Consider the following 15,432-nt stretch of genomic DNA (forward strand, 5'->3'; position numbering starts at 1 on the left):
CTTATTTTAAGCGTATGAACCGCAAACATTTTCTGTCTGCTCTTGTTACTGCCGGTGCCGGACTACCTGCACTGCAAACACTTGCCGGCATTGGATTACCTGCCGTTTCAGATAAGAAGGAACCATTGGTCCCCTCTTATCTGAAACCCGGTGATATCATTGGCATTACCTGTCCAGCCGGATACATCAAAAGAGAAGAGATACAACCCGCTATCCGCATTATGGAAAGCTGGGGATTCAATATTCGTATAGGCAAAACCGTAGGCGCCCGCGACTTTAGCTTTGGCGGTACCGATGCAGAAAGACTCGCAGACCTGCAGGCGATGCTCAATGATGAAGATATTAAAGCAATCATGTGTGGCCGCGGCGGTTATGGTACCGCACGCATCGTTGACCAACTCGACTTTTCCCGGTTTCAACGGAAGCCCAAATGGGTTATCGGCTTCAGTGATGCCACGGTATTGCATTGTCATATCGGTCGCCACTTCGGGATAGCTTCTCTCCATTCCAAAATGTGTAATAGCTTCCCTGATGACTTCGGGAAAGCAGAGCCCATTGTACAGGATACCATCATGTCTATTTACCAGGCACTCACCGGTAAAAAAATGCAATACAGCACCACACCTGACAGCAATAACCGTAAGGGGAAAGCCAGGGGCATACTCACTGGCGGGAATCTTTCCATCATTCAAAGCATGTCTGCCACCGATTCAGAAATAGATACCAACGGCAAAATATTATTCCTGGAAGAAGTAGGTGAATATCCGTATAGCCTTGACCGTATGTTGGGCACACTACAGCGCTCCCATAAACTGGACAACCTCGCCGGCCTTATCATCGGCGGATTTAACCGGATCAAACCAGATGATCCCGGCGAAGAATTCGGCAGAACAATTTATGATATGGTACTCGAAAAAGTAAAAGATTTCAAATACCCGGTGTGCTTTAACTTCCCCGTAGGACACCAGAAAAACAACTACGCCCTCAAATGTGGCATGATGCACACCCTGAGCGTAGGTGACGATACCGTTACCCTGAAGGAATAATTACTTCACCAGGAAAGTAATGATAAATAATACAGCCAGCACATACATCACAGGACTGATGCTTTTGTACTGTCCGGTTAATACTTTCAGCAATACGTAAGACAACATACCAAATACAATTCCCTCTGCAATACTGTAGGTATAAGGCATCATGACGATCGCCAGGAAAGCCGGGATGGCTTCTGTTACATCATTGAAATCAATTTTTGTAACGGCCCCCATCATCAACATACCTACAATGATCAAAGCAGGAGCTGTAGCAGCTTGCGGAATCATGGCAAAAACAGGCGCAAAAAACAGCGACAACAAAAACATGATGGCAACAGTAAGGGCAGTCAAACCGGTTTTACCACCGGCAGCAATACCGCTGGCGCTTTCTACATAAGCAGTAACTACACTGGTACCTAACAAACCTGCTGCAGTGGTGCCTACTGCATCAGCCATCAGTGCCTGCTTGGCGCGTGGCAAACGACCATTTTCATCCAGCAGTCCTGCTTTATTACACAACCCTATCAACGTGCCTACGGTATCAAAAAGATTCACCATCAACAGCGTAAACAGGATCATCACCATATCCAGGGTAAATATTTTATCAAATTGCAGCTTAAAAGCGACAGGTGCCAGCGATGGTGGTAAACTCACCAGGTGCCCGTTTGCCGGGAAGTGGGTAATACCCAAAGGGATTCCAATGACTGTAGCGGCCAGGATACCTATCAGTAAAGCGGCATTTATATGCTTATACATCAGCACTGCGCTTACAATCAACCCTATCAACGCAATGAGTGGCCCTATACTGGTCACATCACCCATCTTCAGGATCACCCCGTCCAGCTTACCTTCTCCCACATGATGCATACCTGTTTCTATAATACCTGCGTTGGCCATCCCTATCAATGCTATCAGCAATCCTATCCCTACAGAAATAGCATGCTTCAGATTTTCCGGGATACTGTTGATAATAGCTTCCCGTATCCGGAACATAGAAAGGAAAATAAAAATGATCCCTTCCAGGAAAACAGCGGTCAGCGCAAACTGCCAGGTGTATCCCATGGAAGACACAATGGTATAGGCAAAAAAGGCATTCAATCCCATCCCCGGCGCCACGCCAATAGGTAGTTTGGCATACAGCGCCATCACCAGTGTACCAATAGCAGCTGCCAGCGCAGTAGCCGTAATCAGGGCATTAAAGTCCATCCCTGTACGGGAAAGGATACTGGGATTCACCGCCAGTATATACGCCATCGTGGAAAAGGTAGTTAACCCTGCCAGTACTTCTTTCTTAACAGTTGTGTTATGTTCGGAGAGCCGGAAAAATTTTGCGAGCATGCTGCAAAAATAAGCGTTTCATGATTTATCATTTTATCCTAATTTCATCCCTATGCAACAACGTTCGGGTGGATGGAAAGTGATCAACAAATGGTTGGGCGACAAAGAACTGAAGCCCTTTAAATTCCAGGAAGATGCCTGGAAGGCTTATCTGCAGGGCAAGTCCGGCATTGTAAACGCCCCTACCGGCTTCGGAAAAACCTTCTCCCTGTTCCTGGGAGCCGTTATTGCCTGGATAGATGCCCATCCGAAAGACTATCCCCATAAAACAAAAAATGGTTTACAGTTACTGTGGGTAACACCTTTGCGTGCACTGGCCAAAGACCTGGGCAGGGCCATGGAAAGCGCCTTGCAGGAACTGAATGTACCCTGGCAGGTGGGGATTCGCAGCGGCGATACCTCCGTAGCACTACGTGCTGCACAAAAAAAACAGATGCCGGAAGTACTCATCATTACGCCGGAAAGTTTACACCTCTTGCTGGGCCAGAAAGAATATCCCAAAGTATTCAGCCATATGCATACCGTGGTGGTAGACGAGTGGCATGAACTGATCGGCAGCAAACGGGGCGTCATGGTGGAACTGGCACTCAGCCGGCTCAAAGGCCTGCGTGGTGACCAGCTGAAAGTATGGGGCATCTCTGCTACCATTGGCAACCTGGATGAAGCGCTGGAAGTATTGCTGGGCGGCAGTCACAGCAATGGCATCATTATCAGGGCTAAACTAAAAAAGAAAATTGCGCTCAAAAGTGTGATCCCCCATGAAATAGAAAACTATCCCTGGGCAGGTCACCTCGGACTCAAAATGCTGCCGCAGGCATTACCTATCATTCATGAAAGCCAGACAACCCTCATATTTACCAACACCCGCTCTCAATCGGAGCGGTGGTACCAGTCGTTGTTAGTAGAAGATCCCATGCTGGCCGGCGCGCTGGCATTACACCATGGCTCTATAGACATGGAATTACGTATATGGGTGGAAGAAGCCCTGCACAACGGTATCCTGAAAGCAGTGGTATGTACCGCCAGCCTGGACCTGGGAGTGGATTTCCGGCCGGTAGACAGTGTCATCCAAGTAGGCAGTCCCAAAGGAGTGGCGCGGTTCCTCCAAAGGGCCGGCCGTAGCGGACATCAGCCCGGCGCCGTGAGCAAAATATTTTTCCTCCCCACACATGCACTGGAACTGGTAGAAGCAGCTGCGCTGAAAGCTGCCATGGAACAGGATCTGATTGAAAGTAAAATGCCCGTTATACTGGCATACGATGTACTACTCCAGTATCTCATGACGCTGGCGGTATCTGACGGCTTTTATGCCTCCGAGATATGGGAGGAGGTACGACATACTTTCTGTTATCAGCATATTACAGAAGATGACTGGCAATGGCTGCTCTCCTTCCTCACTACCGGCGGCGATGCCTTAGCCAGTTACGATGAATTCAAAAAAATAGAACGCGAAGGCGATTTCTATATCTGCCGCAGCCGCATGATGGCGATGCGCCACCGTTTACACATCGGCACTATTGTCAGCGATGCCATGCTGAAAGTAAAGTTCATGACCGGCGGCTACATCGGCGTCATTGAAGAAGGATTTATCTCCCGCCTCCAGGTGGGCGACTCCTTTACACTGGCAGGCCGCAACCTGGAATACGTGCTGATAAAAGATATGACAGTGCTGGTACGTAAATCAAATTCAAAAAAATCTATTGTACCCAGCTACCAGGGCGGACGGATTCCACTTTCTTCCAACCTGGGCCGCATGCTGCGGGAAAAATTCAATGAAGCACTGTCACGTAATACCAAAGATCCGGAGCTGATTGCCTTGCAACCACTGTTTAACCTGCAGGAAGAACTATCGCATATTCCCAAAGCCAACGAACTCCTGATCGAACAGATACAAACCAAAGATGGCTATCATCTCTTCGTATATCCTTTTGAAGGGCGGCTGGTACATGAAGTAATGGCGGCGCTGCTGGCCTACCGGATCAGCCGTATACAACCGATTACTTTTTCCATTGCCATGAACGATTATGGTTTTGAGCTGCTGTCGGACCAGCCCATCCCACTTACCCATGCCAATGCGAAGCAGCTTTTCTCCACGGATAACCTGCTCACAGAATTACAAACCAGCGTCAACGCCACGGAAATGGCCAGGCGTAAGTTCCGCGACATTGCGGTCATCGCCGGTCTCATATTTCAGGGCTACCCAGGTAAACACAAGGCCAACCGACACCTGCAATCATCTGCCTCTCTGCTGTTCAATGTGTTTGGAGATTATGACCCGCAAAACCTGCTGCTGAAACAGGCTTTCAACGAAGCCTTCTTTTACCAGATGGAAGAAGCCCGCCTGCGCGAAACACTGGAGCGTATTGCCGTCAGCAAAATCATCATCACTTTCCCACAGCGGTTAACTCCCTTCTGCTTTCCTATTAAGGTGGACAGTCTCCGTGATACCATGACCAGTGAAAAACTGGAAGACCGCATCAAAAAATTGATCACGAACGGTTAAGAATTCAATAATTTGCAGGGCATTAAAAAACAGTTGATTCAGTGGTCGGGGAAATATTTCACTTTCAGCAACAGCATTGGCACTTATTGCCCCAGCGGGCAATTTTTTGGGAAGAAGAAAAAGCGCTGATCCTTTCAGATCTGCACCTGGGGAAGGCGGCTCATTTTCGTAAAGCCGGTATTGCAGTCCCTGCGGGCATTGTACAGGAAGATCTTTTCCGTTTACAGCAGCTGATCACCCAGTATCTGCCCATGCGGATCATTATTGTGGGAGATATGTTCCATAGCAGTGAAAATAATGAAGTCCAATATTTCAGGATATGGAGACAGCAATTTTCCCATATCACCGTTGACCTGGTAAAAGGCAATCACGACATTATGCCGGACACGGTATATGAGCAGTTGCAGATCCAGGTACATGAAACCCTCACGCTCCGCAACATTCACTTTATCCATGAGCCTTGTGAAGATAACAACGGTTATCAGTACACCTTCTCCGGGCATTTACACCCTGCCTTTGTTATGTATGGTGCCGGCAGGCAGCGGTTGCGTTTACCCTGCTTCTATTTTGGGCAGCATTGCGGCATTTTACCCGCTTTTGGGCACTTTACCGGCTCGGCCACCCTTGACCCCGGCGGAAAGGATCCTGTGTTTGTAATCGCCGGAAAATCGATTATCCGGGCACAGTGATTATTCAGGGAGATGATATCAGCGGATATTTTTGGGGAGATGACCGGCCGGATTACCAGGGAAAGATAGCAGCAGATATTTTCAGGGATATACCAGAGACGGATTTTTCACAACAGCCTGCAGCGAATAATTTATGAAGATTGCTTATCACAACATATACACGCATCCTTTGCCGGAAGATCACCGCTTCCCGATGCTCAAATACGAACTGATACCAACCCAGCTATTGCGGGAAGGCGTTATCACTCCCGGGCAGTTGTTTATGCCGGCACCGGCCACTCCGGACACCATTCTCTTAACACATACCCCAGCATATTGGCAGCAACTCACAGATCAGACGCTTTCTCCCCGGGAACAGCGAAAAATTGGTTTTCCACAATCCCCGGCACTCACGCTAAGGGAGATAGTGATTGCACAGGGCACCATAGATGTCGCGCTGCATGCACTGGAGCATGGCATCGGCTTCAATGTGGCCGGTGGCACGCACCATGCCTTTGCGGATCATGGAGAAGGATTTTGCCTGTTGAACGACTTTGCGGTAGCAGCCAACTACCTGCTACATCATCAGCATATCAAACAGGCACTCGTTATAGACCTGGATGTACACCAGGGCAACGGTACCGCCGCCCTGTTTGCCAATAACCCCCATGTATATACGTTCAGCATGCACGGGGCACATAACTATCCTTTCCATAAAGAAGTATCAGACTGGGACATTCCCCTGGCCGATGGCATGGATACAGCTACTTACCTCCAATTGCTGGAAGATGCCTTGCCAGTGCTGATTAACCGGGTGAAACCTGATATTGTTTTTTACCTGTCAGGAGTAGATATCCTGTCCACCGATAAATTCGGGAAACTGAAAGTAACCCAACAGGGCTGCCAGGAGCGGGACGAGATGGTTTTCCATGAGCTCAGAAAACACCATATCCCCTGTGCTGTAGCAATGGGAGGCGGTTACTCCACGCACATCCGCGATATCGTGAATGCACATTGTAATACGTTTAAGGCAGGGATCAGTATTTACGGTTATTGAGTCCCGCCTGACTTATATAATCTTCCCATCCCGCATCACCAGCTGCCGGTCGCTCATAGGCGCCAGTTCTTCGTTGTGGGTAACGATAATAAAGGTTTGCTGCAATTTATCCCGGAGTTCGAGGAACAGGTTATGCAGTTCACGGGCATTACGGGAATCGAGGTTACCGGTTGGCTCATCTGCCATGACCACATCCGGATCGTTGATGAGGGCACGTGCCACGGCCACCCGCTGTTGCTCTCCGCCGGAAAGGGCATTGGGTTTATGTTCAAGCCGGTCTTTCAGCCCCAGGGTTTCCAGCAGAAAGAGTGCTTTCTCTCTGACAGCTGCCTTCCGGGTGCCGGCAATATAACCGGGTATGCAAACATTTTCGAGTGCAGTGAATTCGGGCAACAGGTGATGAAACTGAAAAATAAAGCCAATATGACGGTTCCTGAAATCGGCCAGGGCATTCCCCTTTAAACCCGTCAGATTGACATTATTAAGCCATACTTCGCCAGCAGTGGGCGTATCCAGTGTCCCCAGGATATGCAGCAAGGTACTCTTGCCGGCACCAGAGGATCCTACGATGGTCACAATCTCTCCCTTACTGACAGTAATGTCTACCCCTTTCAATATGGGTAAATTGGAATAATTTTTGGTAACATTGCGGGCGGTTAGCATAACCCAAAGAAAAGTAATTAACCGATAAAATAGTAAAAGTTGTTTATTTCAAATTAAATAATACTTTTGCGAAAAATTAAAAAGTAAAAATTTTAATAAGATGTACTGGACATTAGAATTAGCTTCATACCTGGAGGACGCTCCATGGCCAGCTACTAAAGACGAACTTATCGACTACGCCATTCGTTCCGGTGCACCGATCGAAGTAATCGAGAACCTTCAGGAGCTGGAGGATGAGGGAGAAATTTATGAGGGGATTGAAGATATCTGGTCTGATTATCCGTCGCAAGACGACTTCTTCTTTAATGAAGATGAATATTAGCCAGCGTCGCTGACCGCACGCTCCCGTTCCTGCTACGACCAATAACATTTAAGCCGCTCCTGAAAAGGATGCGGCTTTTTTTATGGCGCGTAAGGCTAAAGAGATCTGAAAACCTGGGGGAATATCCTTTTTTCAATGTTCTCTAAATGCCAATACACTCGTATTTGTCATTCTCAAATACCTACTGCACTATCTTTGAATATTAAACAATACCCATTACACTCCCTTTAGCTCATCTTCCATCTATCCCCAAAACAGGTTCCCTGGATTATGTTATATTTATAGTAATCAAAATAATCTCCCATGGCAAAACAAATGTCTGTCATTTCTTTTACGGGAAAACTCGGCAATCTCATTGGGTATAAGCGCAATGGCAACTACTTCCTGCGCTCCATGCCTCAAAGCGTGCAGCAAACGGCTGCTACACGTCGCGCATCCCGGCGCTTTGGCATCGCCAGCAGGAAAGGCGCTTTTATCCGTCATGCTTTTTACAGTAACCTGGATATCCATTGTGACGGCGCCCACATCAATCGGCTCAACAAACTACTCATTGCTGCCGGCGATCATCACGCCGCCATCACAGGTTTCCGCTTCAATCAGCATACCGGAGTAGATCGTTTTTTTCCGGTGGCTCCCCGCCTCTTGAGTAACGGAATATTAAATATTCCCGCACAAACCATCACCGGGTATAAAGACATCGCTGCCCTGGAAGTAAAAGTAATCGCTACACGCATTGATTTTATATCACGCCGGGTGGCAGGTAGCGAAACAGTTACGCTCATGATAGATACGGATACTACTTTCCAGGAAACCAATGTCTCACTCGATGTACCCGGGCAGGGTTCACTGGTAGTGGTTTTCCAGGTAAGAGCCCTATATAAAGACGGCCCATCTGGCAACAGACAATACATGGCGGCCGACATTATTGGGGTGGCAGCGCCGCAGGTACCCAAATATGCTCATAAACGTACTTACCCCAAGCGGACGAAATTGCTTCCCAAACTTATCTATACACACGCATATCCAGCTGTCATTCAACTGGAATAAAGAGATCCTGCCTCCGGAGATATTTTGATGAATAAACCCTCTATACCTGCTTCCTCTAAATAGTCTATCGCTTTCCACAGCTACAGCCTAACACTGAAGCAGCCCTGCTATGGCCTATTCTGACCTCCGCCCATTTGCTGATGCAATTTCATCGGGGTTATACATCCAGACGTCATCCCCACATCAAGTCCACCTCTGCTGCAGGGCTTCTATAGGTACTTAGCGGGTGCTAAGTATAGCCTAAACGGAATCTACATAATGAAAAGGTAATGCTGACTATAATGATGGGGGCTTCCCCAGGTTTTAAACTTGATTCAGCTAAAGGCATAAAGCAGAAAGCTATTACAACGAATGAACTCAGCGAATATTAAAATCCGCTTTGGCCATTCGTTGTAATAGCTTTCTGCTTTATGCCTTTAGCTTTGAGCTTATTTCTCCATCTGGTCAATAACTGGTTTGGATACCCCTGTGAAGGAGAAACCACCGTCATGGAACAGGTTCTGCATGGTCACCATCTTGGTAAGGTCAGAGAACATGGCTACTGCATAGTTAGCACATTCGTCTGCAGTGGCATTACCCAGCGGACTCATAGCATCTGCATAAGTCATGAAGCCATCGAAACCTTTTACACCACCACCTGCAGTTGTTTTAACAGGAGACTGGGAGATAGTATTAACGCGTACTTTTTTGGCCGTACCATAGTGGTAACCAAAGCTGCGCGCAATTGATTCCAGCAGGGCTTTAGCATCCGCCATTTCGCCATAGTCAGGGAATACCCGCTGTGACGCGATATAAGACAATGCAATTACAGATGCCCATTCGTTCAACGCATCCAGTTTGTAAGCTGTTTGCAGTACGCGGTGCAGTGACATCGCAGAGATATCAAATGTTTTGTGATTAAAATCGTAATCCAGATCAGTATAGCTTCTGCCTTTACGAATATTCATACCCATTGCCACAGAGTGAAGAACGAAATCGATCTTACCACCAAAGTGCTCCATGGATTTGTTGAACAGGTTGGCCAGATCATCCATATTGGTTACATCTGCCGGAATTACAGGTGCTTTACAGGTTTCCGCCAGTTTGTTGATCTCACCCATACGCAGGGCAATAGGGGCGTTGGTAAGCACAATTTCAGCGCCTTCTTCCACACAACGCAGTGCAGTTCTCCATGCAATAGACTTTTCATCCAGTGCGCCGAAGATGATACCTTTCTTCCCTTTTAATAAGTTATGAGCCATTTGGTCAAAATTAATTTCGGCAAAAATAGTCGTTATAGTTGAAAAAAAAAGCTGTTAGCTGTCAGCGATGAGCTTTTAGCCTGTTTATCACAGACGAATGGCTTATCACTGAAGGCTAACAGCTGAATATCTATGCTCAACTCCTTGCTGATAAAAGGGAGTGAGCGCCGTATTAAACCTTACAAGGAAATCCTATCCCATACAAGCTAACAGCTAAAAGCTTCTCAAATAGTGACCGCCAGCATTTCCCGGGCATTCTCGAGGGCAGCCGCCGTTGGCTTCTCCCCACTCAGCATCTGCGCAATCTTATTCACCCGTTCATCTTCCGACAGCAAACGTACGCTGGTCGTTACTTTATCTGCTTTGGCGTCTTTATATACGAAGTAATGGGCATCTGCTTTACCAGCTATTTGCGGCTGATGTGTAATACAGATGATCTGATGGGATTTGGCCAGGTCTTTCAGGATCACACCCACCTGACGGGCTGCTTCGCCCGAAATACCCGTATCTATTTCATCAAAGATCAGGGTAGGTAGGGCAACAGATTGTGCCACCAGGGATTTGATACAAAGCATCAAACGACTCAGTTCACCTCCGGAAGCGACTTTGCCTACCGGAGCAAACTGGTTGCTTTTATTGGCGTCAAATAAAAATTCAATGGTATCCTGTCCGTAAGGATTCAGTTCTCCTGTAAGAATATCTATTTTCAACCGGGCATTCGGCATGCCTACCTGTGCAAGCAAAGTATTCACATGTTTTTCGAAAGGGGTTGACTGTTCCTGTCTTTGTGCAGTAATCACGGCAGCGCTTTGCTGCAGGCTTTCTTTCAGGCGTGTTTGTTCCTGCTCCAGGGCTGCCAGTTGTTCATCCAGGTTCAGTACATCTTCTACTTTCACCGCCAGCGCATCTTTGATGGCCAACAGCTCATCGGTAGTATGTACCCCATGCTTTTTGAACAGGCGATAACCCAGTGCCATCCGCTCATTTACTACTTCTATCCGCTGTGCATCATATTGCACCTGGTCATTAATGCTCTCTACTTCTCCTGCAATATCCTGCAGTTCGAGGTAGGTGGATAATAAACGCCCCGATACAGCCGGCATCGCCTTATGAAAAGCAGCCAGTCCCTGCAGGGAGGACTGTAATTGTTTTAATTGCTGTAAAATAGGCTGCTCATCTTCTTTCAGCTGGAAGTAAACACGGTTCAGCGTGTTCTTTATTTCTTCCGCATGACTCAGGGTTTGCAGTTCAATTTCCAGGTCTTCTATTTCATTGGGGCTGAAACCTGCATCAGATAACTCGTCCAGCAGGAAGCGGTTATAGTCCAGTTCCTTGTTGGCACTGTCGCGGTTATCAAATAGCTGTTTGTATTTTTTCTGCACCTGCACATACTGAACATATACCTGGTGGTACTGCTGTAATGCGGCGGGCTTATTTACCAATGCATCAATTACTTCGCGTTGGAAATCTGCGTTGCCCAGTGCCAGGGTATCGAACTGCTGGTGCAGGTCTACCAGGTAACCGCTTAATTCTGTTAGCTGGGAGTTGTTTACAGGCGTATCATTTACAAAAGCCCTTGATTTACCGGTAGCACTTACTTCTCTCCGGATGATCAGTTGGTCTTCCAGGTCCAGTTCATGCTGCTGAAAAAAGGCAGCTACCTGGGATTTCTTTACTTTAAAAAATCCCTCAATAATGCACTTACCTGTTTTATCGAACAATACCCCCGGGTCGGCCCTTTCTCCCAGGATCAGGGAAATGGCGCCTAATAATATGGATTTACCTGCACCGGTTTCTCCGGTAATCACATTCAGGTTCCCTGAAAAGTCAACTTCCAGGTGATCGATAATTGCGTAATTCTTGATGGTTAATCGCTGTAACATAAGTAAGGAAATTCCTTTATGATGTTGAAAGCTTAGGTTCCATTCACCCGCTGAATGCCTGCTTTGGCACGCTGGTCAAGGGAATTCTTATAATCATGCCCTTTCATGCCCAGACAACGCTGATAACATTCCAGAGCTTTGGCTTTTTCGTTTCTCTTTTCGTAAATGTAACCCATTTGGAGGGAAGCCCTGGCGGCATAATATTCCGGCCTGTTGCTACCCACTTTCACCGTTACATCGTACATGGCAATTGCCTGGTCGTCCTGTCCGCTTTCATCGAAAATACGTCCCAGGCGGTAAGCATATTCCAGTTTATCTTCCATTGCCGGGAAATCGGCTGCTTTTTTTGTTTGCAGCATGCTCAGCGCCTTGGGGAAATACCCGCCGTCACTTAGCAACCGCACCCGCAGTAAAAAAGGATTGGGCCACTTACCCGCTTTCGCTTCCTTCAGTGCCTGTTTGTCCGCATCCGTTTCCAGTCCACCTTTCGTCATAATCATGGCCCGGTACTTATCGGCCGCAGCCTGATTCCCTTCCAGGTAATAGTACCAGCTCAGTCGCTGCAAACATTCCTTCACATAAAACTTGCCTTTGAAGTTATTAACAAACCGCTCCAGGTAAATATGCGCATCGGGGTCGAGTTTTGTTAGTTTCAGTAGCCCCATTACATAATTGTAATATTGAATATCCGCATACTCTGCGGTATCATTCCGGTCCTCCAGCACCTTTAGTCCTACTGCTGCTTTCTGATTATTGAGCGATAAGTTAGCCACCATCAGCGCAAACAGGTAATTATTTTTGGTGTCCAGTTGCTTACGTTGCAGAAATTCCCACGTTTCTTCCGGTTTATTCACAATAAACAACATCAGGTAGCAATAATAGTAGTAGGATTCTTCCCTGAACATTTTTGCTTCCGGTGCATTGCTCTCAATGAACTTATTCACATTGGCCATTCCGTCCTTCATACTCCCTTTAAGACCGAGAATATTGGTAATCCACTTATAGCCTTCGGGGATGGTGCCAAAGACTGTTTGCATAGCCCCCAGTAAAAGGTTGTTGGGTACAAAATTGGGAAAACGCTGCTGATTGTCTTTCAGCATCATATATGCTTTCCGGATTTCCCAGGTGGCATCCCACTTTTCATCAAACTTTATCTTGATCAGCGCCCACTGGAATTTGATAGCCGCCTGCGTATACAGATAATACGGAGAGTCTTCGGATCCTTCTGCCATCTTATTCAGCCGGAAAGAACGCAGACTCCTTTTCCCGGAATATTCTGCCGGATCTTCATTAAAGAAGAGCGGGAAAAAATCTGCATAGTTATCCAGAAAATAAGGCGCCAGGTTATCCGGATGCTCTTTTTTCTCTGCTTCCAGTAAAGCCTTTCCCGTAGTAAGGCGCAATTGCATAATCGCATCATATGCCTGCTCACAACGGGTATTAAAATCAAATACTTTCTGCCTGGCACTAACGTTCAACCCTACACTCAACAAAAGCAACAACGAAAAAATAATACGCATACGGGGAAAAATTCCAGAAATTAAAGGCCAAATCTCACATATCATCTTCCAAATCCCAAATAACAATTCACATTTTTTAAAGTTGCATTGCCCCATCCAATTCCCTGCCATAAAATAAAAGAACTACTACGCAAGGTACCTGCGTAACGGCACCGGACACAAAGCTAATATAATTAGTAAAACAAAACTAAATAAATTAGTATATTTTTTTACGCCTATGCCTACACGAAAAAAGGGCATCCTAAGATGCCCTTTTAAATTTCTTATACTGACTTTCGCCTGATTAGATAGTTACGGTTGCTTCCAGGTCGTTGTCTACCAGGATACGGCCGCAATGCTCACAAACGATAATCTTTTTGTGCTGACGGATTTCTGCCTGACGCTGAGGAGGAATTGCATTGAAGCAACCACCACAGGAATCACGCTCTACTGTTACTACAGCCAGACCGTTACGGTAGTTCTTACGGATTTTCTCGTAAGCCTGCAGTAAACGTGGATCTACCTTGGTTTTAGCATCTTCACTTTCTTTACGGAAAGCTTTCTCTTCTTTATCTGTTTCGCCAATGATCTTTTCCAGTTCACCTTTCTTATGCTTCAGGTTCGCTTCTTTATCAGCTACTGCTTTCTTAGCTACTTCCAGGACACGGCTCTTCTCTTTAATCTCTTCGTTAGCATCCTTGATATGCTTTTCAGCCAGCTTGATTTCCAGCGCCTGCATCTCCATTTCTTTGGTGATGGCTTCAAACTCACGGTTATTCTTCACATTATCCTGCTGCTTCTCGTACTTCTTGATCAGCGCTTCAGCCTCTTTGATAGCGTTTTTCTTGCTGGCAACGAAGTCCTGTATACCTTTCATCTCATTCTCAATATGAGACTGGCGGGTGTTCAATCCTTCGATCTCGTCTTCCAGGTCTTTTACCTCCATCGGCAACTCCCCTTTCAGCACCTGGATTCCATCCAGCTTGGAATCAATCTTCTGTAATCTGAGTACAGACGCTAATTTTTCTTCAACGGAGTATTCTTTTACGGTTGCCATGTATTATAAATAATTTACCGGGTTTGTTTTAATCGTAGATTTAAGAGGCGCAAAATTACGGAATTTTTCAGTCAATATATGATAAAATAATTCTACTGTAAACTGCTCACTCTCAAAATGTCCAATATCTGCTATAATTAATTGATTATCAGCATCAAAAAATTCATGGTATTTAAAATCTGATGATATGTAGGCATCCGCTCCGGCCGCTATCGCCTGCTTTAACAGGAAACTCCCTGCCCCTCCACACAACGCCACCTTTTTAACGGACCGACCCCGCAAAGGGGTATACTTCACACAACCTGTCCGGAACTGCTGCTTCACATATTGTAAAAATTGCATTTCTTCCATGGCTTCCGGTAAAATACCTACCAATCCCGAACCCACCTGCTGATAAGCATTATCCAGACTCACCATGTCATATGCCACCTCTTCATAAGGATGGCTGCTCTGCAGCGCCTGCAAAATTTTACCTTCCAAATATACCGGAAAAATTACTTCCAACTTTATTTCTGCCTCAAAATGTCTTTTTCCAGGCGTCCCCACATATGGATTCGTCCCTTCCGTTCCTTTGAAGGTTCCCTCACCAGCCCCATTAAAGCTACACTCACTATAGTTGCCAATATTCCCGGCACCTGCGGCAAACAAGGCGGCCCTTACCGCCTCTATATCCGCCTCCGGCACAAATGTGTATAACTTTTTCAGCAATCCCCGCTTGGGCTGCAACACCCGGCACTCCTCCAGTCCCAGCATAGCCGCCATCTGCGCACACACCCCATTCCGCACGTTATCCAGGTTGGTATGCGCAGCATACACCGCTATATCATTTTTAATGGCCTTAATAGCCACCCTTTCCACATAATTATTCCCATTAATCTTCTTCAGCCCCCCAAAAACAATCGGATGGTGGGCAATCACCAGGTTACAACCACGCGCTATGGCCTCGTCTATCACCGCCTCCGTTGCATCCAGGGTCAACAACACATTGGTTACCTCCCGGTCTGCCTGCCCGAAAATCAGCCCCGCATTATCATAACTCTCCTGGTACTGCAAAGGAGCAAACTGCTCAATTACCTGTATGATCTCTTTTATTTTCATATCTGCAAAAATTAATGGTTCA

13 protein-coding genes are annotated in these 15,432 nt (G+C 46.6%); 6 read left to right on the plus strand and 7 right to left on the minus strand.

The features are described from left to right. Positions 1 to 14: 14 nt before the first annotated feature. Positions 15 to 1,046: a S66 peptidase family protein gene (locus tag AC1DCV_RS09430; RefSeq protein WP_477022975.1), complete on the plus strand. Its 1,032-nt coding sequence runs from the start codon at positions 15 to 17 to the stop codon at positions 1,044 to 1,046. Here the strand turns inward: AC1DCV_RS09430 and AC1DCV_RS09435 are convergent, their stop codons facing one another. Next, positions 1,047 to 2,372, minus strand: a complete 1,326-nt coding sequence (locus AC1DCV_RS09435) for an NCS2 family permease (protein WP_477022976.1) — start codon at positions 2,370 to 2,372, stop codon at positions 1,047 to 1,049. A gap of 52 nt (positions 2,373 to 2,424) precedes the next feature. Between AC1DCV_RS09435 and AC1DCV_RS09440 the strand changes: the two genes are divergently transcribed. The 3 genes from AC1DCV_RS09440 to AC1DCV_RS09450 all read left to right on the plus strand — a co-directional run bounded on the left by AC1DCV_RS09440 (position 2,425) and on the right by AC1DCV_RS09450 (position 6,600). Continuing rightward, on the plus strand, positions 2,425 to 4,875 hold the full coding sequence (locus tag AC1DCV_RS09440) for a ligase-associated DNA damage response DEXH box helicase (protein WP_477022977.1): 2,451 nt from the start codon (positions 2,425 to 2,427) through the stop codon (positions 4,873 to 4,875). Between the two features lie 41 nt (positions 4,876 to 4,916). Next, entirely contained in the window at positions 4,917 to 5,564 is a 648-nt protein-coding gene (pdeM, locus tag AC1DCV_RS09445) for a ligase-associated DNA damage response endonuclease PdeM (RefSeq protein ID WP_477022978.1), read from the plus strand. Positions 5,565 to 5,697: 133 nt separating this feature from the next. Then, positions 5,698 to 6,600, plus strand: a complete 903-nt coding sequence (locus AC1DCV_RS09450; protein WP_477022979.1) for a histone deacetylase family protein — start codon at positions 5,698 to 5,700, stop codon at positions 6,598 to 6,600. A gap of 12 nt (positions 6,601 to 6,612) precedes the next feature. On the opposite strand, the gene AC1DCV_RS09455 is transcribed toward AC1DCV_RS09450, so the two are convergent. Further along, positions 6,613 to 7,263: an ABC transporter ATP-binding protein gene (locus AC1DCV_RS09455; RefSeq protein WP_477022980.1), complete on the minus strand. Its 651-nt coding sequence runs from the start codon at positions 7,261 to 7,263 to the stop codon at positions 6,613 to 6,615. Positions 7,264 to 7,363: 100 nt separating this feature from the next. On the opposite strand from AC1DCV_RS09455, the gene AC1DCV_RS09460 reads away from it, so the two are divergent. Together AC1DCV_RS09460 and AC1DCV_RS09465 are read left to right on the plus strand one after the other, a co-directional pair. Beyond that, positions 7,364 to 7,585, plus strand: coding sequence for a DUF2795 domain-containing protein (locus AC1DCV_RS09460; protein WP_012794455.1), 222 nt, complete (start codon positions 7,364 to 7,366; stop codon positions 7,583 to 7,585). A 303-nt stretch (positions 7,586 to 7,888) separates the two neighbouring features. Next, positions 7,889 to 8,632, plus strand: a complete 744-nt coding sequence (locus AC1DCV_RS09465; RefSeq protein ID WP_477022981.1) for a hypothetical protein — start codon at positions 7,889 to 7,891, stop codon at positions 8,630 to 8,632. A gap of 428 nt (positions 8,633 to 9,060) precedes the next feature. Here AC1DCV_RS09465 and AC1DCV_RS09470 read toward each other — a convergent pair whose 3' ends face one another. The 5 genes from AC1DCV_RS09470 to AC1DCV_RS09490 form a co-directional block, all read right to left on the minus strand. Continuing rightward, on the minus strand, positions 9,061 to 9,873 hold the full coding sequence (locus tag AC1DCV_RS09470) for an enoyl-ACP reductase FabI (protein ID WP_089893210.1): 813 nt from the start codon (positions 9,871 to 9,873) through the stop codon (positions 9,061 to 9,063). A 224-nt stretch (positions 9,874 to 10,097) separates the two neighbouring features. Beyond that, positions 10,098 to 11,756 carry a DNA repair protein RecN gene (gene recN, locus AC1DCV_RS09475; RefSeq protein WP_477022982.1) on the minus strand — a complete coding sequence of 553 codons (1,659 nt, stop codon included), beginning with the start codon at positions 11,754 to 11,756 and terminating at the stop codon, positions 10,098 to 10,100. 32 nt (positions 11,757 to 11,788) lie between these two features. Next, positions 11,789 to 13,276 (minus strand): tetratricopeptide repeat protein, encoded by a 1,488-nt coding sequence (locus tag AC1DCV_RS09480; RefSeq protein ID WP_477022983.1) that lies wholly within the window; start codon positions 13,274 to 13,276, stop codon positions 11,789 to 11,791. Between the two features lie 283 nt (positions 13,277 to 13,559). Continuing rightward, a complete protein-coding gene (locus AC1DCV_RS09485; RefSeq protein WP_079469314.1) occupies positions 13,560 to 14,312 on the minus strand; it encodes a zinc ribbon domain-containing protein in 753 nt (250 codons plus the stop codon). Positions 14,313 to 14,315: 3 nt separating this feature from the next. Then, positions 14,316 to 15,410 (minus strand): Nif3-like dinuclear metal center hexameric protein, encoded by a 1,095-nt coding sequence (locus AC1DCV_RS09490; RefSeq protein ID WP_477022984.1) that lies wholly within the window; start codon positions 15,408 to 15,410, stop codon positions 14,316 to 14,318. Positions 15,411 to 15,432 lie beyond the last annotated feature (22 nt).

This window comes from Chitinophaga sp. 10T418 (genome assembly GCF_056394125.1).